Source organism: Streptomyces sp. NPDC086519, from assembly GCF_040686075.1.
GTDB classification, from domain to species: Bacteria; Actinomycetota; Actinomycetes; order Streptomycetales; family Streptomycetaceae; genus Streptomyces; species Streptomyces shenzhenensis.
Genome location: NZ_JBFBJL010000056.1, coordinates 1 through 20,028 on the forward strand (window position 1 = coordinate 1; position 20,028 = coordinate 20,028).

16 protein-coding genes and 1 tRNA gene are annotated in these 20,028 nt (G+C 71.1%); 7 read left to right on the forward strand and 10 right to left on the reverse strand.

Annotation, left to right across the window (positions count from 1 at the left end; translation table 11 throughout):
- Positions 1 to 146: 146 nt before the first annotated feature.
- The 7 genes from AB0P24_RS36640 to AB0P24_RS36670 all read right to left on the reverse strand — a co-directional run bounded on the left by AB0P24_RS36640 (position 147) and on the right by AB0P24_RS36670 (position 6,041).
- Positions 147 to 647 (reverse strand): hypothetical protein, encoded by a 501-nt coding sequence (locus tag AB0P24_RS36640; RefSeq protein WP_365801726.1) that lies wholly within the window; start codon positions 645 to 647, stop codon positions 147 to 149.
- Between the two features lie 42 nt (positions 648 to 689).
- On the reverse strand, positions 690 to 1,307 hold the full coding sequence (gene pth / locus AB0P24_RS36645) for an aminoacyl-tRNA hydrolase (protein ID WP_365801728.1): 618 nt from the start codon (positions 1,305 to 1,307) through the stop codon (positions 690 to 692).
- A gap of 298 nt (positions 1,308 to 1,605) precedes the next feature.
- A complete protein-coding gene (locus AB0P24_RS36650; RefSeq protein WP_365801730.1) occupies positions 1,606 to 2,196 on the reverse strand; it encodes a 50S ribosomal protein L25/general stress protein Ctc in 591 nt (196 codons plus the stop codon).
- 204 nt (positions 2,197 to 2,400) lie between these two features.
- Complete coding sequence (locus AB0P24_RS36655; RefSeq protein ID WP_234533367.1) at positions 2,401 to 3,381, reverse strand: ribose-phosphate diphosphokinase; 981 nt, start codon at positions 3,379 to 3,381, stop codon at positions 2,401 to 2,403.
- A gap of 138 nt (positions 3,382 to 3,519) precedes the next feature.
- On the reverse strand, positions 3,520 to 4,968 hold the full coding sequence (glmU, locus tag AB0P24_RS36660) for a bifunctional UDP-N-acetylglucosamine diphosphorylase/glucosamine-1-phosphate N-acetyltransferase GlmU (RefSeq protein ID WP_365801732.1): 1,449 nt from the start codon (positions 4,966 to 4,968) through the stop codon (positions 3,520 to 3,522).
- A 117-nt stretch (positions 4,969 to 5,085) separates the two neighbouring features.
- Positions 5,086 to 5,157: transfer RNA gene (locus tag AB0P24_RS36665), tRNA-Gln, on the reverse strand.
- A 23-nt stretch (positions 5,158 to 5,180) separates the two neighbouring features.
- Positions 5,181 to 6,041 carry a hypothetical protein gene (locus tag AB0P24_RS36670; RefSeq protein ID WP_365801734.1) on the reverse strand — a complete coding sequence of 287 codons (861 nt, stop codon included), beginning with the start codon at positions 6,039 to 6,041 and terminating at the stop codon, positions 5,181 to 5,183.
- A gap of 167 nt (positions 6,042 to 6,208) precedes the next feature.
- Here AB0P24_RS36670 and AB0P24_RS36675 point away from each other — a divergent pair, with 167 nt between their 5' ends.
- Complete coding sequence (locus AB0P24_RS36675) at positions 6,209 to 7,555, forward strand: histidine kinase (RefSeq protein ID WP_365801736.1); 1,347 nt, start codon at positions 6,209 to 6,211, stop codon at positions 7,553 to 7,555.
- 8 nt (positions 7,556 to 7,563) lie between these two features.
- On the opposite strand, the gene AB0P24_RS36680 is transcribed toward AB0P24_RS36675, so the two are convergent.
- Positions 7,564 to 8,061, reverse strand: a complete 498-nt coding sequence (locus tag AB0P24_RS36680) for an SUKH-3 domain-containing protein (RefSeq protein WP_365801738.1) — start codon at positions 8,059 to 8,061, stop codon at positions 7,564 to 7,566.
- Between the two features lie 100 nt (positions 8,062 to 8,161).
- Positions 8,162 to 8,677: a YwqJ-related putative deaminase gene (locus AB0P24_RS36685; protein WP_365801807.1), complete on the reverse strand. Its 516-nt coding sequence runs from the start codon at positions 8,675 to 8,677 to the stop codon at positions 8,162 to 8,164.
- A gap of 331 nt (positions 8,678 to 9,008) precedes the next feature.
- On the opposite strand from AB0P24_RS36685, the gene AB0P24_RS36690 reads away from it, so the two are divergent.
- The 4 genes from AB0P24_RS36690 (at position 9,009) to AB0P24_RS36705 (ending at position 14,317) form a co-directional block, all read left to right on the forward strand.
- Entirely contained in the window at positions 9,009 to 10,034 is a 1,026-nt protein-coding gene (locus tag AB0P24_RS36690; protein WP_365801740.1) for an SMI1/KNR4 family protein, read from the forward strand.
- An 8-nt stretch (positions 10,035 to 10,042) separates the two neighbouring features.
- Positions 10,043 to 12,862 (forward strand): SUKH-4 family immunity protein, encoded by a 2,820-nt coding sequence (locus tag AB0P24_RS36695; RefSeq protein WP_365801742.1) that lies wholly within the window; start codon positions 10,043 to 10,045, stop codon positions 12,860 to 12,862.
- A 206-nt stretch (positions 12,863 to 13,068) separates the two neighbouring features.
- Positions 13,069 to 13,272 carry a hypothetical protein gene (locus AB0P24_RS36700; RefSeq protein ID WP_365801744.1) on the forward strand — a complete coding sequence of 68 codons (204 nt, stop codon included), beginning with the start codon at positions 13,069 to 13,071 and terminating at the stop codon, positions 13,270 to 13,272.
- Between the two features lie 157 nt (positions 13,273 to 13,429).
- On the forward strand, positions 13,430 to 14,317 hold the full coding sequence (locus tag AB0P24_RS36705; protein ID WP_365801746.1) for a cellulose-binding protein: 888 nt from the start codon (positions 13,430 to 13,432) through the stop codon (positions 14,315 to 14,317).
- A 155-nt stretch (positions 14,318 to 14,472) separates the two neighbouring features.
- Here the strand turns inward: AB0P24_RS36705 and AB0P24_RS36710 are convergent, their stop codons facing one another.
- Entirely contained in the window at positions 14,473 to 15,966 is a 1,494-nt protein-coding gene (locus tag AB0P24_RS36710) for an MFS transporter (RefSeq protein ID WP_365801748.1), read from the reverse strand.
- Between the two features lie 487 nt (positions 15,967 to 16,453).
- Here AB0P24_RS36710 and AB0P24_RS36715 point away from each other — a divergent pair, with 487 nt between their 5' ends.
- Positions 16,454 to 17,242: an ABC transporter ATP-binding protein gene (locus AB0P24_RS36715; RefSeq protein WP_181808137.1), complete on the forward strand. Its 789-nt coding sequence runs from the start codon at positions 16,454 to 16,456 to the stop codon at positions 17,240 to 17,242.
- Entirely contained in the window at positions 17,239 to 19,818 is a 2,580-nt protein-coding gene (locus AB0P24_RS36720) for an FtsX-like permease family protein (RefSeq protein WP_365801750.1), read from the forward strand. Before AB0P24_RS36715 ends, AB0P24_RS36720 begins: the two co-directional genes overlap by 4 nt.
- Positions 19,819 to 20,028: the final 210 nt, after the last annotated feature.

Genomic DNA, 20,028 nt, shown 5'->3' on the forward strand with positions numbered 1-20,028 from the left:
AGCGCGTACATCATCGTCTGGCTGGTCTCGCGCGCCAGCCTTCGTGACTCCCCGGTCGCGGCGATCGCCGCGCCGAGGTCGCCGACCACGAGAGCCCCGGGGTCGTACACCCCGGGGGCACCACTCGTCTCACCGCACGACTCGTCTCACTGCACCGCGGCGAACGCCACCGTCAGCAGCGCGAGCCCCGAACCACCCAGCACCCACGCCGCCCGGCGCAGCCGCAAGCCCCCCGCCACCACCACCGACGCCAGCAGCAACGCACCGCCGAGCGGCACCCAGGCGTACAGAACCCCGGCGGGACCGGACCGGACCACATCATCGGTGCCGGGCTTCACGATCACGTCGTACGTCTGCCCCTTGCGCACCGCGACCGACTTGCCGATGACCACGGCGGCACGCGCCGACGCACCCGCCGACACCGGGGTGAACGGTCCCGTGCAGGTATCCGCACCGCACGCCGTCACCCTGACCGTGCCCCGCTCCTTGCCCTTCGTCAGCATCACGTGCTGCGCGGTGCCCCAGGACCCCCACACCCCGGCGACCAGGATCAGCACGGCGACCGCGCCCATCGACACGACACGCAGCGCGTCGACCGGGGCCGTACGGGAGGAGGCGGCAGAGGCAGCAGGCATGGCCGGGATCATTGGCCATGTCCCCACGGCGGGTCAACTGCCATGGGGGACAAGTCAGGAGTTGTACGAACTTTGCGCCCGCTCCAACCCCTCGGTGACCAGCGCCTCCACCGCGTCGGCGGCCCGGTCCACGAAGTAGTCCAGCTCCTTGCGCTCCGTCGAGGAGAAGTCCTTCAGCACGAAGTCGGCCACCTGCATACGACCCGGAGGCCGCCCGATCCCGAACCGCACCCGGTGATAGTCAGGACCCATCGCCTTCGTCATCGACTTCAGCCCGTTGTGCCCGTTGTCGCCGCCGCCCAGCTTGAGACGGAGCACGCCGTAGTCGATGTCGAGCTCGTCATGGACCGCCACGACGTTCGCCAACGGCACCTTGTAGAAATCGCGCAGCGCGTTCACCGGACCACCGGAGAGGTTCATGAACGACATCGGCTTGGCCAGGATCACCCGCCGGCTCGCCGGCCCCGGCGCCCCCAGCCGCCCCTCCACGACCTGCGCCTGCGCCTTCCCGGCCCGCTTGAACTTCCCCCCGATCCGCCCGGCGAGCAACTCCACGACCATGAACCCGACGTTGTGCCGGTTCATCGCGTACTCAGGCCCCGGATTACCGAGCCCGACGATCAGCCAGGGCGCGCCTGCGGAGGCGCCGCCTGCGGGGGTGGTCACGTCCATGTCTCCTTCATACGCGCCAGCCGCCGCTCCCGGGGGAACGGCGGCTGACCGTCGAACAACCGCTTACCACTCACGGCCCACCGCGGCGGCCGCCTGCCGCATGGCTGCCGGCGTGCGGCCGCCGACCACCGTATGGCTACCGGTGTGTGGCGGCCGCCTGCCGTATGGCTACCGCTGGGGGCAGGCGTTCCGCAAGGCGATGGGGGTCCCCCGCGCGAGCGAAGCCGAGCGTGGGGGAGGGTGGGCACAGCCACCAGCGCCGGGCGCCTGTCCAGCAGACGGCACCTGAACCGACGGCTCAGGCTTCGGCCGCCTCCTCGCCCTCGTTCTCGCCCGCGCCCTCCTCCGCCTGCGCGGACAGGACCTGGAGGACGACCGCGTCCTCCTCGACGGCCAGGGTCACGCCGGACGGCAGGGTGATGTCCTTGGCGAGGACGGACGCGCCGGCCTCCAGGCCCTCGACGGAGACGGAGACGGCCTCGGGGATGTGGGTGGCCTCGGCCTCGACCGGCAGCGCGTTCAGCACGTGCTCCAGCAGGTAGCCGCCGGGGGCCAGCTCGCCCTCGGTGTGCACCGGGATCTCGACCGTGACCTTCTCGCCGCGCTTGACGAGCTGCAGGTCGACGTGCTCAAGGAAGCCCTTGATCGGGTCGCGCTGCACGGACTTCGGGATCGCCAGCTCGTTGGACTTGCCGTCGATGTCCAGGGAGATCAGGACGTTCGACGTACGCAGCGCGAGCAGCAGGTCGTGGCCCGGCAGAGTCAGGTGGATCGGGTCCGAACCGTGGCCGTACAGGACACCGGGGACCTTGCTGTCACGACGGATACGGCGCGCGGCACCCTTGCCGAACTCGGTGCGCGTCTGGGCGGCGATCTTCACCTCGGACATGTGATCACTCCTCGTAGGTAGAGACGGACGTGGTTACCCGGCCACGAACGGCCTGCTACGAAGAGCGCGTCGATAACGGACCGCCGACACCTGCACGAAACAGGCACGGCCTCCCTCGCCGAGCAACCTGAGCAGTCTACTCGGAGAGGGAGGCCGCACCCAAAAGGATCACCAGCGGCGGTCAGCGCAGCCGGTGCAGAAACCTCACTGCTCGTCGAACAGGCTCGTCACCGAACCGTCCTCGAACACCTCACGCACCGCACTCGCGATCGTCGGCGCGATCGACAGCACCGTGATCTTGTCCAGATCCCGGCTCAGCTCACCCGGCGTCGGCAGCGTGTTCGTCAGCACGAACTCGCTCACCCGCGAGTTCTTCAGCCGATCAGCCGCCGGACCCGACAGCACACCGTGCGTGGCCGTGACGATCACGTCCTCGGCACCGTGCGCGAACAACGCGTCCGCCGCCGCACAGATGGTGCCACCCGTGTCGATCATGTCGTCGACCAGCACGCACACCCGGCCCTCGACCTCACCCACGACCTCATGCACAGTGACCTGGTTCGCCACGTCCTTGTCGCGCCGCTTGTGCACGATGGCCAGAGGCGCACCCAGCCGGTCGCACCACCGGTCCGCCACCCGCACCCGGCCGGCATCCGGGGACACCACGGTCAACTTGCCCTTGTCCACCTTCCCGCCCACGTAGTCCGCGAGCAGCGGAAGCGCGAACAGGTGGTCCACCGGGCCGTCGAAGAAACCCTGGATCTGGTCCGTGTGCAGATCCACGGTCAGGATCCGGTCCGCGCCCGCCGTCTTCATCAGATCCGCGACCAGCCGCGCCGAGATCGGTTCACGACCCCGGTGCTTCTTGTCCTGCCGCGCGTAACCGTAGAACGGCACGATCACCGTGATGGACCGCGCCGACGCCCGCTTCAGCGCGTCGATCATGATCAACTGCTCCATGATCCACTGGTTGATCGGAGCCGTGTGGCTCTGGATCACAAAGCAGTCGGCACCACGCGCCGACTCCTGATAACGGACGTAGATCTCACCGTTCGCGAAGTCGAAGGCCTTCGTCGGGACGACCCCGACACCCAACTGCTGGGCGACCTCCTCGGCAAGCTCGGGGTGGGCGCGGCCGGAGAAGAACATCATCTTCTTCTCGCCGGTCGTCTTGATCCCGGTCACAGCACTGTCTCCTCAGAGGTTCTCAGCCGTACAGCCGGAACTCCAGCGCCCCGTGTGCCGGGCGCGGAAGCGAATCAGCTGGTTAGGTGCGGGTGTGCACTTATCACGGTACGACGTCTTCGGCGCACCTGTTTCCGGTCAGTCCTCGTTCGCGCCCCGCCGGGAAGCCGCCTCCGCGGCCTTCGCCGCCGAACTCCCCGGACGCTTACGAGCCACCCAGCCCTCGATATTCCGCTGCTGACCGCGGGCCACGGCCAGCGAACCGGGCGGCACATCCTTCGTGATCACAGACCCGGCAGCGGTGTACGCACCGTCCCCGATCGTGACAGGCGCCACAAACATGTTGTCCGAACCCGTCTTGCAGTGCGACCCCACCGTGGTGTGGTGCTTGCTCTCCCCGTCGTAGTTCACAAACACACTGGCCGCACCGATGTTCGAGTACTCACCGATCGTCGCGTCACCCACATAGGAGAGATGCGGAATCTTCGTACCCTCCCCGATCGACGCGTTCTTCGTCTCCACGTACGTACCGATCTTGCCCTTCGCCCCCAGCCGGGTCCCCGGCCGCAGATAGGCATACGGTCCCACGGACGCACCCGCACCGATATGAGAGGAATAGGACACCGTGTTGTCCACCCGCGCCCCCGCACCCACCCGGGTGTCCTTCAGCCGGCTGTTCGGCCCGACCTCCGCACCCTGCGCAAGATGCGTGGACCCCTGCAACTGCGTCCCCGGGTGAACGACGACATCCTGCTCGAACGTGACCGTCACGTCGACCCACGTCGTGGCCGGATCCACCACGGTCACACCATCGAGCATCGCCCGCTCCAACAACCGGTCGTTGAGGATCCGCCGCGCCTGAGCCAACTGCACCCGGTTGTTGATCCCGGCGATCTCCCGATGATCACCCGCCACCCAGGCCCCGACCCCGTGCCCGGCCTCCCGCAGGATCCCGAGAACGTCCGTCAGGTACTCCTCACCCTGGCTGTTGTTCGTCCGCACCTTCCCCAACGCGTCCGCGAGCAACCGCCCGTCGAACGCGAACACCCCGGAATTGATCTCCCGGATCGCCCGCTGCGCCGCGGAGGCGTCCTTGTGCTCCACGATGGCCGTCACAGCCCCGGAGACCGCGTCGCGCACGATACGGCCGTAACCCGTCGCGTCCGGCACCTCCGCCGTCAACACCGTCACGGCGTTTCCATCGCCGTGATGCGCCTCGGCGAGCCCCTTCAACGTCGCCCCGGTCAGCAGCGGGGTGTCACCGCAGACCACGACCACGGTCCCCTCGACCGCCCCGCCCAACTCCTCCAGCGCCATCCGCACCGCGTGCCCGGTGCCGTTCTGCCGCTCCTGCACGGCGGTACGCACGGCGGCGTCGACCTCACCGAGGTGAGCGGCGACCTGCTCGCGCGCGTGCCCGACGACGACGACCAGGTTCTCGGGGTCCAACTCACGCGACGCGGCGAGCACATGACCCACCAGGGAACGGCCGCAGATCTCATGCAGGACCTTCGGTGTGGCCGACTTCATACGGGTGCCCTCGCCCGCTGCGAGAACGACGACGGCTGCCGGGCGAATGGCGCTCACGGAGTTGCCCTTCGGCTTTTGGACGGGTGGGGGTGACATCCGCAGGATACCGGGGCGTTTCGTGGGGGACATGAGAGAGGGCCCTGACGGTGCTGTCAGGGCCCGAACCGAGCAGGGCTCCCCCGCCAGGACTCGAACCCGGACATATGGCACCAAAAGCCACAGTGCTGCCAATTACACCACGGGGGAATATTTCCGACTAAACCGGACATTTAGTCAGGTCGTCGAGTGGCGCCTCCTACTATGCCGTACCAGGCGCCTTCCATGCGACGGTACAAGTCGGCGCTCTGCCGGACGTAGATCACGAGGCATCCGTGATAGGAGTCACCGGTGTTCTTCCGGACCGTCCTGGGGTTGTGCTTCTTCAGTGTCGCTTTGCTGAAGGCGGATGCCTCGACGCCCGCGACATCTGCCCAGAACTCCTCGGCGGCCCGGACGTCCGCCGTCTCGTGGATGCTCACCCGCAGGGTGAGGCGGTCCCGTGCCACCTCGAGCAGGTCGAGCCATCCGAGGAAGAGCCTGATCACGTTGGGATCACTGTTGATGAACTGCAGGACCTCGGTGCGCCGGTACGGCTTGCCCTTGGAGCCTTCGGCCCAGTAGAGGGCGACACCCGCGATGAACAGCTCCCGGTCCGACAAGTCCCCGATGGCGGCTGCGGCTTCCTGCTTCGTCGCTGTACGTTCGAGGTCCCGGGAGGCGTGAAATCGCGCCAGTCCCGCGTTCATGCGGGCCCGCTGCTCCTCGGGTGTGCACTTGGGCTCTGGGCGTGGCAGATCTCGTACCCAGAGGGAGACTGAGCTCTTCGAGCACCCCAACTCGGCTTGGATCTGGTTGTACGTCCATCCCTGGAGTCGCAGCTCCCGCGCCCTTTCCCTCAGGTCGTCCTTCGCGTTCGGGCGCCTTGTCCATTCCGGTGGGGGCTCGCCTTCCAGGAGGCGGTTGAGGATGTCGTTGTTGTGGACGTGCAGGCGGTCGCGGATCTGGCGGCGGCTGAGTCCTGTCCGCCGTAGTTCCACCGCCTGGTCCCGCAGGCTCTCGAAGTCCTGGTACGTGTTGTCTGGATGTGCCATGGGCATACCATCCGGGCGGAATGATCGGTTCCGGGGTCGAACGGGGATGGTTCAGCAGTTCGAGCGATACCGAGGGGTTTTGGTGTTGTTCGGGTTACGGAGTGTGGTGTAGGCGAGTAGACGAAACTCACCGGAAAAGCCCACCCTCGCGCCCGTAGGCTTGAGGCATGACCACGACGGGGGCAGACCACGCGACGGCCTTGACCGGGCCGTGGTGGTGGTCGCGGTGGCGTAGCGCGGTGCTGGACGTGGTGCTCGCGCTGGTGTCGGCGCTGGAGTGCGCCGCGGAGGGGATTCCGTTCGCGCGCGACGCGGGGATCCCGGTGTCGGCGGGGGTGGTGTTCGGTCTGCTGGCCGGTTCCGTGCTGGTGCTGCGCCGGAAGTGGCCGATCGCCGTGGTGCTGGTCGCGATCGCGATCACGCCGGCCCAGATGGGTTTCCTGATGGGCATCGTCGGCCTGTACACCCTTGCCGCGGCGGAGCTGCCGCGGCGGATCATCGTGGCGCTGGCGGGCATGTCGCTGGTGGGGATGATGATCGTGACGTTCGTGCGGGTGAAGCAGGACATGGCGCGGGGTGATCTGACGCTGGGGGACTGGTTCGTGCCCTTCGCGGCGGTGGCCACCTCGCTGGGGCTGACCGCTCCGCCGGTGCTGCTGGGGCTGTATGTGGGTGCGCGGCGGCGGCTGATGGAGAGCCTGCGGGAGCGGGCGGACAGTCTGGAGCGGGAGCTTCAGTTGCTCGCGGAGCGGGCGGAGGAGCGGGCGGAGTGGGCCCGGGGTGAGGAGCGGACGCGGATCGCGCGTGAGATGCATGACGTGGTCGCGCACCGGGTGTCGTTGATGGTGGTGCATGCGGCGGCGTTGCAGGCGGTGGCGCGGAAGGACCCGGAGAAGGCGGTGAGGAACGCGGCGCTGGTGGGTGACATGGGGCGCCAGGCGTTGACGGAGCTGCGGGAGATGTTGGGTGTGCTGCGGTCGGGGGAGGCCGCTCAGCGCCGTACGGCTTCGGTGTCCGCGTCGGCTTCGGTGTCGGCGTCGGCGTCGGCTGCGGTGCCGTTGGCTGCTGTGGGGGTGGCGGCCGCGGCGGCGGCTTCTCGGATGGCGGCGGAGGAGGAGGGTCCGTGGCTGTCGGAGTTGGAGGTGCTGATCGGGCAGTCGGCGGCGGCGGGGATGGTGGTGGATCTGTCGGTCGAGGGTGCGGTGCGGTCGTACGCGGCGGAGATCGAGCAGACGGCGTTCCGGGTGGTGCAGGAGGCGCTGACGAACGTCCACAAGCATGCGGCGGGTGCGAAGACGCATGTGCGGCTGGCGCATCGGGTGGCGGAGATCGCGATGCAGGTGGAGAACGAGCCGCCGCCGGAGCCGGCGTCGGCGGGGTCGGCCGGGCTGCCCTCGGGTGGGAACGGTCTGGTGGGGATGCGTGAGCGGGTGCTGGGGCTGGGTGGGGTGTTCGTGTCCGGGCCGACCGATGCCGGGGGGTTTCGGGTGTCGGCGGTGATACCGGCGGTCTGACCGTCTGGTTACGCCTGGGTGGTGAGGCGCTGGGGTGCGAGGCCGGTGATGAGGGTGGTCAGGGCGCGGTCGATGTCGGGGCCGAGGTACCAGTCGCCGGTGTGGTCGAGGGTGTAGACACGGCCTTCGGCGTCGATGGCGAGGAGCGAGTGGGTGTCGGTTTCCGCGCCGAGGGGGCAGAGCTCGGTGTCGAGGGCTCGGCCGAGGTCGCCGAGGGTGCGGGCGAGGTGGAGGCCGTGCAGGGGGTCGATGTGGAGTGCGGCGGGGGCGATCTGGCGGCCGGTGCCGGTCGGGTTGATGTGCAGGCCGCCGAACTCGGCCCAGGCTTCGACGGCGGCGGGGAAGACGGCGTGCCGGTGGCCGGCGGGTGAGGCGTGGTCGCGCAGGGTGTCGGCCCAGATTTCGGCCTGCTTTATGTCCCAGCGTCCGGGGAGCCAGCCGGCGGTGCGCAGGGCTGCGTCGACGGGCACGGAGAAGCGTGTGGAGGAGGTGCGGTCGGCGTGCATCTGCCCTTCGTTCGTGTGTGGTGCGGGTGCGGGTGCGGGTGTCTGGCCGTGTTGGCCGGGTGGCCGGGTGTCCGTGCGGTGCGTGGGGGTGGTGGGTGCGTCAGGCGTCGGTGGTGGGGTCGACGACGCGGACGCCGAAGTGGGCGGTGAGGGCGGCACAGGCCCGGCAGGGGGCGGCGAAGCTGCCGTGCAGGGGGTCGCCGTCCTCGCGTATGCGGCGGGCGGTGAGCTTGGCCTGCTTGAGGGATTTGCGGGCTTCGCCGTTGGTCATGGGTTTGCGGGCGGCGCGTTTGCTGCGGGCGCTGTCGGCGGCGCTGATGTGCCGTGAGATGAGGATGGCTTCGGCGCAGCGGCCGGTGAAGCGGTCGCGCTGTCCGCTGGGGAGGGTGTCGAGGAACTCCTGGACCAGCGGGTGCAGCGGGGGCGGCTGGTCGCCGCGGGCGGCGGTGCCGGTGAGGGTGGCGCCGCGGACGGAGAGGGCGGCGGCGACGGTGGGCAGGATGCCGTCGCGGCGGTGCTGGAGGGTGGGGACGGGAGGTGTCTCGGCGCTGCTCCAGCCGATGCGGGGGTCGCCGTCGGTGGTGCCGTGGGTGGCGCCGTGGATGGCGCCGGACATGGCGGTGTGCGGTCCCGTCTGTGTGGTGTTCATGATCGTCTTCCCCTCCCGGGCATCCCCCCGAAAGTCACAGACTGCCAAATCCTGTGGCGGGTGCGGTAGCTGGGGCGGTGCGACACGCCCGGGTTTGGGCGCGCTGTCACGGCGGGGTGACGGCTGGTCACGGAACCGGAGGGCCGGTGACCGGGGTTCGGGTACCGCATAGGCTGTCGGCACCGCGATGGGCGCGGTCGACGCGTCTGGGACGTGGGAGAGACAGCCGGATACGGGCCGTGGCGCGCCGCAGGGGTGTGGTACCGGTCCGTACAGAGTGCCGCAGGGGGCATCCGTCATGACGACAGGTCGGCTCGGGCTGGGGGCGCCGCCCAGCGGCCAGGCCGGGGGACAGGCCGCGCCGCCGAACGCGGCCTACGCCGGGCAGGTCGTGCACTTCCCGGATCCGGTCCGGGCGGCACGTCACCCGAGAGGGGTACGGGTCGACGAGCGTGGCTATCCGGACTTCTCGCCGTACGCGCGCGCGGCGGCGGAGATCGCCGATCCGCCGGAGGGCTTCGGTGTCGACGAGTTGCGGCTGACGGACTTCGTGTCCGCGAACGCGGTGCTGGCGGCTTCGGGTCATGAACTGTGGGACACGGTGCCGGCGGTGGCGACGCCGCACGGCTGGACGTGGCATCACGTGGTCGGGTCGCGGCGGCTGGAGCTGGTCCCGGTCGAGGTGAAGGCGTTGCTGCGGCATCACGGCGGGGTGGCGACGGCTCGGGTGGACCACGGAAAGCGGGGGACGCGGCCGTTGCAGGAGACCCGTCCGGCGCATTTCGGGCTGCCGAAGTCGGGTGTGGCGGTGTCGGAGTCGCAGGTGCAGGGGGTCGAGGAGGACCTCGGGTACCGGCTGCCGGGTGCGTACCGCACGTTCCTGAAGGCGGCGGGTGGCTGCGCGCCGGTGGGCACGGCGTTGGACGCCGGTCTCGGACTGCTGCTGGACCAGCCGTTCTTCACGGTCCGCGACGAGGCGGCGGTGAACGACCTCGTGTATGTCAACAAGTGCCTGCGTGACCATCTGACCAAGGACTACCTGGGCGTCAGCTTTGTGCAGGGTGGCCTGCTGGCGGTGAAGGTGAAGGGCGACCGGCTGGGTTCGGTGTGGTTCTGCGCGTACGACGACGCGCGTGACGTGGATCCGGGGTTGCCGCCGGCGGAGCGGGTGGAGCGTCTGCTGCTGCCGTGCGGTGAGGACTTCGATGTGTTCCTGTCGCGACTGGCGGGGTCTCCGCCGGAGTTGGAGACGGTGGCGAACCTGATGGCCGACGGTGGTTTCGCGCGTGCCGTGCCGGTGTCTTCCGACGGCTCGGGGGAGTGAGGTCCGGCATGGTGACGTTCGCGCAGGCGCAGGAGCGCGCGGAAGAGTGGATCAACGGTGATGTGCCGGCGTACCAGCATCGTGAGGTGCGGGTGCGGGAGTTCGGCCTCGGGTTCGTGGTGTGGGGTGAGGACCGGGCGGAGGGGCCGCGGTCGGACGCGGGCGGGCAGCGGCTGGTCATCGCCCGGGACAGCGGCGAGGCCACGCTGTGGCCGGCGCTGCCGGTGGGCGAGGTGGTCCGCCGGTACGAGGAGGTGTACGGCCGTGAGGCGGAGGTCGCCGACGCGGTGCCGGCGCCCGCGGCGCGGGTGGACCTGAATCAGACGTCGTTCCTGTTGAGTCCGCCGGAGTGGCTCCAGGAGGCGGCGGACAAGCTGGGTATTCCGGATGGGCGGTCGGGGGGTGGCGGGGCGTCGGCGGGTGCGGGTTCCGTTTCCGGCTCTGGCTCCGGCGCCGGTTCCGGTTCCGGGGGGCTTGCCGAGACGCAGGCCGGGGTGCCGGGGGCGTCGGGTGGGGCCGGTCCGGCGGGGAGCGGTGGTGCTTCCTGGCCGCCGGCCGCGGCGGGCGCCGGGGCAGGGGCGGCCGGCGGGGCGCGGGGTGCGTCGAGTGCGCCCGAGGTGCCTGCCGGTGCGACCCCTTGGGCCGGTACCGACACGAACGCCGATGCCGGTGAGGACCGTTCCGTCCCGCTGCCCGCCACGGTGTTCGCACCGCCGCTGAGCGATGCCGCCGACGGTGCCCTGGGAGACGCCGAGACGGCGCTGATGGCGGGGGGCAGCCAGTTGCCCCGTACGGCGGTGTCCCCGGCGCTCGACGAGGCGAGTGCGCGGGACGTGCGGGGCCGTGCGCCGCAGGGCGGTACGCCTGAGCCGGCTCCGCGGGACGCCTCGTCGTACGGTTACCCGCAGGGACCGGCGGCTCCGGGCGCGCCCGCTCAGCCGCAGGCGCCCGCGCCTTCTTACGGTTACCCGCAGGCGCCGCCTGCTCCGCCTGCTCCGCCTGCTTCGAGCTACGGCTATCCGCAGGCACCGGCCGGTGCCGTTCCGGGCGCGCCTCAGCCGCCGGCGGGTCCCGCGCATCCGGCTCCTCCGGCTGGACCGGGTGGTCCGGCCGCTCCCGGTCGGCCTCTCGCGCCGAACGCCAGTGACATAGCGGACGCCGCGACGAGCAGGGCCGCGCCTCCTCCGCGCAGGGCGCGTGGCGGGGCCGGTGCGCCTCCTCCGCCGCCGGGAGCGCCGGGAGCGCCGGGTGCGCCGGGTGCGCCGGGTGCGCCGGGTGCCCACCCTGCGGGCGTGCCTCAGCCGCCCGCGCCGGCGGCTGGGTACGCGCCGACGCAGATGGTGTCGGCGCCGGTTCCCAAGGGGCCTGAGACTCCGGCGCAGGTGCCGGGCGCGCAGAGTCCGCCGGGCGCCCCCGACGCGCCCCGTACGCCGGGTGGTCCGGGCAACGTGCCTCCGGGCAATGTGCCTCCGGGCAACCTGCCCCCGGGCAACGTGCCCCCGGGCGACGGGCATCACGCCGCCACGATGCTGGCCGGCCCGAGCGGAGTGGGCGGGGGCGCGCAGCAGCCTCCGGGCGCCCCGGGTGTGCCTCCCGCGCCCGGCGCACCCCAGCCCCCGGGCGCCCCCGGTGTGCCTCCCGCCCCCGGCGGCGCGGCGGTTCACCACGCGGAGACGGTGCTGGCGGCACCCCCGGTGGTCGCTCCGGGCGCTCCCGGTATGCCGCCGGGCGCTCCGCAGACGCCGCCGCGGATGCCCGCGCAGATGCCGCCCCCGATGCCGGCCGGTGCGGTGCCGCCGCCCGGTCAGCCGGTGCCCGGTCAGCCGCCGGCGTACGGCTACCCGCAGCAGGGGCAGCCGACGGTGGGCCCCGGCTACCAGGCGGTGCTGCGCTACCGGGCGCAGGACGGTTCGGAGCAGCAGCTGATCCGGCGTTCGGCGCCGGGCACCCCGCACCCGGAGTGGCAGATCTTCCACGAGCTGCGGGCGATGAACGTGCCGCCGGACCAGGTGCTGGAGCTGCACACGGAGCTGGAGCCGTGCGAGCTGCCGGGTGCCTACTGCGCGCGGATGATCCGGGAGCAGTGGCCGCAGGCGCGGCTGGCGAGCATCGCGCCGTACGGGACGGATCACGCCAGCCGGCAGCAGGGGATGCGTCAGTTGCTGGCGCATCAGGGCGAGTTGCACCAGGTGGCGGCGGGTCCCGCGCGGCCCGCGCCGGTGCGGGCGCCGTTGCCGCAGGTGCAGGCCGCGCCGCCGGTCCCGCCGGAGGCGATCGCGCAGGAGCTGGGGGCGGCGTTCGGTCCTGGCGTGTTCCGGTTCGAGCAGGCGGCGGTGTCGCGGCAGGGGGTGCCGCCGATCGTGGCGCACACGCTGGTGGCGGCGGGGCTGCCGCTGGACATGGGGCCGTTCTTCTGGGCGCAGGCGCAGCCGGGCCGTCCGGTGCCGACGCTGGCGGAGCTGGCGCAGGAGCGCGGGTTGCAGCCGGCGCCGGACGCGGCGTCGTACCTCGTCATGGGGACCGACTTCGGCAAGGCGCTCTGTGTGCAGTACGGCACCGCGAACATCGTGGCCGTGCCTGTGGAGGCGGGGCCGGGCGGGGCGTCCGTGCCGCCGCAGTTCGTGAACACGGGGCTGCCCGAGTTCGCGCGCTGTCTGGCCCTGCTGGGCCGGATGTGGCGGCTCAGGTTCGGCCTGAACCAGGAGCAGGCGGGCCGCTGGACCGTCGACTTCCAGGCCCAGCTGGCCTCGCTGGACCCGGCGGCGCTCGGTTCGCCGGAGAGCTGGTGGTCGGTGCTGCTGGAGCAGATGTGGGACGGTCTGCTGTGACGCGAGGCTGAGTCGGCCGTCATCGCGAGGCTGAGTCGGCCGTCATGGGGGCCGGTCGGGTCGGGTGACCTGACCGGCCCCCACGCGCGTGTGCCCGCGAGACCGTGCTGCGCGTCTGGAAGGCCCGTGAGCGCCACGCCCCCGCGCGGGCCTGCGTGCGGAACCCTGGACCCCTGGCAGGTGCGCAGCCGGATCACGGTGCACGTGTGCCTGACGGCGGTTCAGGGGCGCGGGCGGCGGCCGTTGCCGTCGGAGCCGGGGGCGCCTGGTGCGGACCCGGAGGCGCCGCTCACGCCCGCGTCCGGGAGGCGATCGTCATGGGCGGCCTCGGTGGTCTCCAGGCCCTGGCGGACGTGAACCTGGTCGACGAGGACCTGCTGCTGATCCGCTACCGCAGGGCGCGCGGCTGATGGTTCACGCCCCCTGACGTGCTTCTCACCCTCTGGCATGGCTTGCGCTGTTTCCAGCGTGGCATGCGGAGTGTCGCGTTATGAACACTTACGTCCGATCCATCAAGATGTCCGCGAAATCATCATTTCGTGCGGGTCCGGCGGAGAGGGGTTCCAGGTGAGCAGCGCATCGATGTCGCCGTACGAGTTCGTGACCGTCCGGGGGCGTGGCTACTGCCCCGATCAGGTCGACACGTTCATGGCGGCGCTCAGCGAGGACCGGGACGCGGCGTGGGAGCGTGCCGCGCGGCTCACCGTGCTCGCCAAGGAGATGGAGGCGGAGTCCGAGCGGGTGCGCGCCATGGTCGAGCAGCTCGCTCCGCAGATGTACGAGGCGCTCGGGGACCGCGCGCACCGGATCTTCCGGCTCGTGCTGGAGGAGGCGAAGGCCCTGCGTGAGGACGCCCGGCGTGAGCTGACGGAGGGGGTCGTGGAAGCCGCGGAGCGTGCCGAGAGCGCGCGCTGTGCGGTGCAGGAGCAGGCCGACACGCTCCGCGCGGACGCCGAGGAACGTGCCCGCCAGCGGCTGCTGGCCGCGCGCGCCGAGGCGGACGACATCCGTGTCGGCGCGCGCCTGGAGGTCAAGGAGCGGCGGGGTGAGGCCCTTGCGGCGTTGCGCGAGGTGCGGCAGCGCACCATCGCGATGCTCGCCGAACAGGCCAAGGAGCACGCCGAACGCTGGGCCGAGGAGGAGCGTGAGGAGGCCGCGCGGGCCGCCGCGGTCGACGCGCACAACGCCGAACGCATCGCCCGTGCCGAGGCCGCCCTGGCGGAGGCGGAGCGGGCCCTGGAGGAGGCCGGGGAGTCGGCGCGCCGCTCCGAGGAGGAGGCACACACGCGTGCCGCCGAGGTCCTCGCGGAGGCCCGGGTCCACGAGGACCGCATCGCCCGGGAGACCGAGCGCGTGCTGCGCGAGCACGGGGAGACCTGGGACGACGTCCAGGCGCACATGGATCACATGCGGGACAGCCTCATGACCCTGACGGGGCGTGCGGCGACGGAATAGCGTCGGCGTCCTGACCGCCGAGTTCCCCTCTGCTTCATGCCGCTTCATACCTGCTTCATACCTGCTTCATGCTGCGACCGGTTCACCCGGCCGGGTGGTGAACGGCGAACGGGCGCGCGGTCTTTTCCGGCAACTGGACGGCCGGTATGCCGGAGTCAGTCCTTGAGGACCGGGAAGCGGCGTGGTGCCACGAGCAGCAGCATCAGGAACGCCAGTGCCGCCGCGCACGCCGCCCCGAAGTACACCGCGTGGACCGCGTCCGCGATGGCGTGGCGGGTGGACTCGGGGGCCGTTCCGTCGTCGAGTGCGCGCGTCACGGAGTCGAGGTCGCCCGCACCGCCCAGCCGTACGGCCAGCACCCCGTTGGCGACCGCGCCGAACACCGACGCCCCGATCGTCTGACCGGTCTGCCGGCAGAACAGCACCGACGCGGTCGTCGTGCCCCGCTCCTCCCAGCCGACCGTTGACTGCACGCCCACGATCAGCGGCAACTGGAACAGGCCCAGTGCGGCGCCCAGCAGGAGCATCAGCAGCGTCGGCTGCCAGGCCGATCCGGGGTAGGGCAGGAAGGGGAAGGCGAACAGGATCAGCGCGGCCGTGCCGATGCCGAGCAGGGCGGTGTCGCGGAAGCCGATCCGCCGGTACACGTGCTGGCTGAGGGCCGCCGAGATCGGCCAGCTCAGCGTCCACACCGACAGCACGAACCCGGCGGCCACCGGCGCGAGCCCGAGGACCGACTGCGCGTACGTGGGCAGGAACACCGCCGGTGCCACCATGAGCAGGCCGAGCGCGCCGAGGGCGAGGTTGACGGCGGCGATCGTACGGCGCCGCCAGACCCAGCCCGGGATGATCGGCTCCGCCGCCCGGCGCTCGATCCACACCACCAGCCCCACCAGTGCGAGCCCGGTGGCGAACAGCGCGCAGGAGGGGGCGGACCACCACGCCCACGCCACTCCGCCCTGCACGAGGGCCGTCAGCAGCGCGCCTCCGCAGGCGAAGACCGCCAGCGCACCGGCCCAGTCCACTCGCGGGGGCGTGCGCGGCGCGCGCTTCGGCTCGTGGAGGTGACGCACTATCAGCCAGAGTGCGACCGCGCCGATCGGCAGGTTGACGAGGAAGATCCACCGCCAGTCCGCATAGGTGGCCAGCACCCCGCCGAGCCCCGGTCCGGCGACCGCCGACACCGCCCACACCGTGGACAGCTTCGACTGGATCTTCGGACGTTCCTTGAGCGGGTACAGGTCGGCGGCGAGGGTCTGCACGGTGCCCTGCAGCGCCCCGCCGCCGAGGCCCTGCACGATCCGGAACGCGATCAGCGCGCCCATGTTCCAGGCGAGGGCGCACAGCAGCGACCCCAGCAGGAACACCGCGGCGCCCGCCACCAGCACCGGTTTGCGGCCGAAGGTGTCGGAGAGCTTGCCGTACACCGGCAGCGTCACGGTGACGGCCAGCAGATAGCCGGAGAAGAGCCAGGAGAAGACCGAGAAGCCGCCGAGGTCGCCGACGATCTGGGGTACGGCTGTGGAGACGACGGTGGAGTCGAGCGCCGGCAGTGCCATGGCGAGCATCAGGGCGGCCACCACGGCCCCCCGCCGGCCCGTCCCTGCCTCGCGCCCCGCCGCGCGTGTCGCGGGTTTGGTGTTCTCCACGCCGGATCCCCTCCCCGTGCGCCCGCCATGTATCTATGTCGCGCACAACAGCTTCCCATTCGCCCCGGCGCGGCGGGAGTGCGCGTCCACCTGGTGGGAACGCGTGGGAACGCGTGGGGGCGCCCGGCCGCTTGACCCTCACGCGACGAGAGGGTGGACGCTGCCTGGGCCGGTGGGTGGAGACCGACCCCGAGACGGGCTCCACCCGGCGGTGGACGTCCCCTAGGGGGTCCTCCGTACTACGGCTCGGGGGGCGTTCGTACCGGCGGAGGACGAGACGGCACCCCGCTCGTCCTTAACCTGGCTTTATGCCGCCGGGGGGCGGCTGACCGAACCGGCGGGGGTGGGGTTTTCCCCCGGGCAAGACGGGGCTTCGCACCAGCGCGGAGCACCCCTGCCGGCCGCGAGACTCATCGTCGTACCGACCACTGCACGGCAAGCCGCAGCACCACGCTGCTCGCTCGCTGACCGACTTAGGAGACATACCGTGACATCGGCTGTGACCATTCCCAGGCACGGGGGTACTGGAGGGCGTACGGCCGTTGCCGCGCGGGCGCGGCAGGTCGTCAAGGCGTACGGGGCCGGAGAGACCCGGGTCGTCGCCCTGGACCACGTCGACGTGGACATCGCGCGGGGGCAGTTCACCGCGATCATGGGCCCCTCGGGGTCCGGGAAGTCCACCCTGATGCACTGCCTCGCCGGGCTCGACACCGTGACGAGCGGTCAGATCTACCTGGACGAGACCGAGATCACCGGCCTGAAGGACAAGAAGCTCACCAAGCTGCGCCGGGACCGGATCGGGTTCATCTTCCAGGCGTTCAACCTGCTGCCGACGCTGAACGCGCTGGAGAACATCACGCTTCCCATGGACATCGCCGGGCGCAAGCCCGACAAGGAGTGGCTGGGGCGCGTGGTGGACACCGTGGGGCTCGCGGACCGGCTCAAGCACCGCCCCACCCAGCTCTCCGGCGGTCAGCAGCAGCGTGTGGCCGTGGCGCGCGCCCTCGCCGCCCGCCCCGAGATCATCTTCGGTGACGAGCCGACCGGAAACCTCGACTCCCGCGCGGGTGCGGAGGTGCTCGGCTTCCTGCGCCGTTCCGTGGACGAACTCGGCCAGACGATCGTGATGGTCACGCACGACCCGGTCGCCGCCTCCTACGCGGACCGCGTGCTCTACCTCGCCGACGGCCGGATCGTCGACGAGATGTTCAAGCCGACCGCGGACACCGTCCTGGACCGCATGAAGGACTTCGACGCGCGGGGGCGTACGTCATGACCGTCCTGAAGACCTCGATGCGCAACTTCTTCGCGCACAAGGGGCGCATGGCCCTGTCGGCGGTCGCCGTGCTGCTGTCGGTGGCGTTCGTGTGCGGCACGCTGGTGTTCACCGACACCATGAACACGACGTTCGACAAGCTGTTCGCGGCGACCTCGTCCGACGTCACGGTCAGCGCCAAGGGCGCCTCGGGCACCGGGGAGACGACCTCCGACAACGGCAGGCCGCCGGTCATGCCGGCCTCGGTGGTCACCGAGGTCCGTGCGGCGGACGGCGTCAAGGCGGCCGAGGGGACGGTCTTCTCGACGTCCGTGACCGTGGTGAACGCCAAGAAGGACAGCATGTCGCCGTCGAGCGGCGCGCCGACCATCGTCGGCAGCTGGAACTCCAACGACGCCCGCACCATGAAGATCACCTCCGGTGCGGCGCCGGCGAACTCCGGCCAGATCATGGTGGACGCCGACACCGCCGACAAGCACCACCTCAGGCTCGGCGACGAACTCGCCGTCATCAGCGCGGTCGGCACGCACACCGCGAGGATCTCCGGCATCGCCGACTTCACCGTCACCAACCCCGGCGCCGCGATCTTCTACCTGGACACGCGGACCGCCCAGCAGACGCTCGTCGGGCGGACCGGCGTCTTCACGAACATCAACGTGACGGCGGCGCCGGGGGTGACGGACGCGCGGCTGAAGAAGAACATCGCCGGTGAACTCGGCAGTGCCTACAAGGTGCAGACCGCCAAGGAGACCGCCGACGCCAACCAGAAGAGCGTCGAGGGCTTCCTGGACGTCATGAAGTACGCGATGCTCGGCTTCGCCGGGATCGCCTTCCTGGTCGGCATCTTCCTGATCATCAACACCTTCTCCATGCTGGTCGCCCAGCGCACCCGCGAGATCGGCCTGATGCGGGCCATCGGCGCCGGCCGCCGCCAGGTCAACCGGTCCGTGCTCGTCGAGGCCCTGCTGCTCGGCGTGGTCGGCTCGGTCCTGGGCGTCGGCGCGGGTGTCGGCATCGCGGTCGGCCTGATGAAGCTCATGGGCTCCATGGGCATGCACCTGTCGACCAGCGATCTGACGGTCGCCTGGACGACCCCGGTGCTCGGTCTCCTCCTCGGCGTCGTCGTCACCGTCCTCGCCGCCTACCTGCCCGCCCGCCGCGCCGGCAAGGTCTCCCCGATGGCCGCGCTGCGCGACGCCGGCGCCCCCGCCGACGCCCGGGCGGGCCGCATACGCGCCCTGGTCGGCCTCGTGCTGACCGGCGCGGGCGGCTACGGCCTCTACCTGGCCTCAGCCACGGAGCACGCCACGCAGGGCTCGGCCTGGCTCGGCCTCGGCATCGTCCTCTCCCTCATCGGGTTCGTCGTCATCGGCCCGCTGCTCGCGGGCGGTGTCGTACGGGTCCTGGGCGCCGTCCTGCTGCGGATGTTCGGCCCGGTCGGGCGCATGGCCGAACGCAACGCGCTGCGCAATCCGCGCCGCACCGGCGCCACCGGCGCCGCCCTGATGATCGGGCTCGCGCTGGTCGCCTGCCTCTCGGTGGTCGGCTCCTCCATGGTCGCCTCCGCCTCCGACCAGCTCGACAAGACCGTCGGCACGGACTTCATCATCCAGTCCGACAGCGGCCAGCGGATCACCCCGCAGGCGGTCAGGGCCGTCAAGGAGGTGCCCGGGCTCGCCCGGGTCACCGAGTACCGCACCACCACCGCCGACTACACCACGCCCGACGGCAAGACGCTCAAGGACACCGACATCACGGCCGCCGACCCGACGTACGCGACCGACCTGCGCACCAAGACCGTCGCCGGCGACCTCAAGGACGCCTACCTGCCCGACTCGATGTCCGTGCACGACAAGTTCGCCAAGGCGCACGGCATCCACCTCGGCTCGAAGATCGCCGTCAGGTTCAAGGACGGCCGCACGGCCCACCTGACCGTCCGGGCGATCACCAGCAGCGACGGCCTCATCGACGCCGGCGCCAAGTACACGTCCATCGCCACGCTCGCCACGTACGTGCCGGCCGCCAAGATGCCGCTGGACGAGCTGGTCTTCGCCACCGCCCAGGACGGCCGTCAGGACAGCGCGTACCAGGCGCTCAAGAGCGCGCTGCACGACTACCCGCAGTACACGGTGCGCGACCAGACCGACTACAAGAAGGCGCTCAAGGACCAGATCGGCCAGCTGCTGAACCTGATCTACGGCCTGCTCGCCCTGGCGATCATCGTCGCCGTCCTCGGCGTCGTGAACACCCTCGCCCTCTCGGTGGTCGAGCGGACCCGGGAGATCGGCCTCATGCGGGCCATCGGCCTCTCCCGCCGCCAGCTGCGCCGCATGATCCGCATGGAGTCCGTGGTGATCGCCCTCTTCGGCGCCCTGCTCGGCCTCGGCCTGGGCATGGGCTGGGGCGCCACGGCCCAGAAACTGCTCGCCTTGCAGGGCCTGAAGGTCCTGGAGATCCCCTGGCCGACCATCATCGGGGTCTTCATCGGCTCGGCCTTCGTGGGCCTGATCGCCGCCCTGATCCCGGCGTTCCGCGCCGGCCGCATGAACGTCCTGAACGCGATCGCGACGGACTGAGCCGAGAGCCGACCGAGAGCCGACCGAGAAGACCACCGCACACGGGGGTTGCGGGGGAACGCCCGGCGCCGGGAGTCCTGGGGGACTCTCCGGCGCCGGGCGCGTCGTGGGTGCGGCTTCGCCTGTTCTTCGAGCTCGGCCTCTCGGGCGACCGAGTCGGGCGGTGGGTGGGCATAGGCTTCGGGGGTCCAGGGGGCGGAGCCCCCTGGT

What these genes read in the sequence shown, in the direction of transcription:
- AB0P24_RS36685 (WP_365801807.1), bottom strand. Translation starts at nt 8,677, where the DNA reads ATGTCCGGCGCCATCCACGGCGCCACCCACGGCACCACCGACGGCGAC.
- AB0P24_RS36695 (WP_365801742.1), top strand. Translation starts at nt 10,043, where the DNA reads ATGGTGACGTTCGCGCAGGCGCAGGAGCGCGCGGAAGAGTGGATCAAC.
- AB0P24_RS36675 (WP_365801736.1), top strand. Translation starts at nt 6,209, where the DNA reads ATGACCACGACGGGGGCAGACCACGCGACGGCCTTGACCGGGCCGTGG.
- AB0P24_RS36640 (WP_365801726.1), bottom strand. Translation starts at nt 647, where the DNA reads ATGATCCCGGCCATGCCTGCTGCCTCTGCCGCCTCCTCCCGTACGGCC.
- AB0P24_RS36650 (WP_365801730.1), bottom strand. Translation starts at nt 2,196, where the DNA reads ATGTCCGAGGTGAAGATCGCCGCCCAGACGCGCACCGAGTTCGGCAAG.
- AB0P24_RS36720 (WP_365801750.1), top strand. Translation starts at nt 17,239, where the DNA reads ATGACCGTCCTGAAGACCTCGATGCGCAACTTCTTCGCGCACAAGGGG.
- AB0P24_RS36690 (WP_365801740.1), top strand. Translation starts at nt 9,009, where the DNA reads ATGACGACAGGTCGGCTCGGGCTGGGGGCGCCGCCCAGCGGCCAGGCC.
- AB0P24_RS36680 (WP_365801738.1), bottom strand. Translation starts at nt 8,061, where the DNA reads ATGCACGCCGACCGCACCTCCTCCACACGCTTCTCCGTGCCCGTCGAC.
- AB0P24_RS36670 (WP_365801734.1), bottom strand. Translation starts at nt 6,041, where the DNA reads ATGGCACATCCAGACAACACGTACCAGGACTTCGAGAGCCTGCGGGAC.
- pth (WP_365801728.1), bottom strand. Translation starts at nt 1,307, where the DNA reads ATGGACGTGACCACCCCCGCAGGCGGCGCCTCCGCAGGCGCGCCCTGG.